At 60.8% G+C, this 896-nt stretch carries 1 protein-coding gene; it reads left to right on the top strand.

Annotated elements, in window-relative coordinates; genetic code table 11:
- Positions 1–502, top strand: a 502-nt coding sequence (locus tag JF66_RS20905; RefSeq protein WP_035880894.1) for a hypothetical protein, incomplete at its 5' end; no start/stop codon positions are given.
- Positions 503–896: the final 394 nt, after the last annotated feature.

Here is an 896-nt window from a genome sequence, read left to right as displayed (position 1 = left end):
TCAGCGGGATGCGGTTGGTATCAGGCTGCTATCGTTGCGCGGATTCTGGACGTACAGTAGCGGCATGAGGAAGACTCCGGTTCAGGGCTCCGAGAATACGCGATCTAGCGCGGAGAGATTGGTCGCGGCGGATGATGCGCGCCGCCGTAGCACGGTCCTCGCCCGGGCGGCCCTGGTCGTTGGCATCGTCCTCATTGCAGGTTCGACGATGCTCTGGCCGCAAGGACTGTTCGGGGTTGGAAGTCACACTGTTGGGCTTTCCGTTTTCCTCATCGTCTCTGGCGCGCTCCTGCTACTCTCGGGGATTTTCGTCAGTGCACGCGCCCTTCGCAGGCTGTCGCGACTCCAGAACAACTACAGCTCCGTCGGCAAACCAGACGCAGGTTTCGTGCGTGAGCCTCATGTCGGACTTCCTCAAATCGGGCAGGGCCATGGCGGGCCGTTGGACGCCAGCGCAGCCCTTTTCGCGAACCCCGACAAGGTCTTCAAGGCCCGCAGCTAGCAAAGTCTCACTTTCATTCCGTTCTAGGCAGAGGCAGAGGCTGAGCGTCGCCGAGTCTCTGGGAACGAATTTGAGGCGTGCCCGTGTTTCCTCCACGCGGACCTCCCGCAAGCCGGACCTCATGCGGGAATGGCCCCGCAATGACGGGGCCGCGCACCTCGTCTGAACAAACGTGTCGCGTTTGCCCTGTCGCGTAAGGAAATCCCGGCATGGCACGGCGGATTCTGATGATCGACGCAACGAACGCGTAATTACCCGGCAGTTTTCCGGGCAATTCGACGTTATCGCGAATTGGTCGGCGGCGTGTCGCGTTCGGCTTTGAGTCGTTCGGCGGGGGTGTCGTAGTTGAGTGTTTTCCGAGGTCGTTCGTTGAGCTCTTTTACGACGTTGGCGA

Source organism: Cryobacterium sp. MLB-32, assembly GCF_000738085.1.
Lineage (GTDB): Bacteria > Actinomycetota > Actinomycetes > Actinomycetales > Microbacteriaceae > Cryobacterium.
The sequence above is the reverse complement of the archived record's forward strand: the minus strand, read 5'-3'. Positions and strand labels throughout refer to the sequence as shown.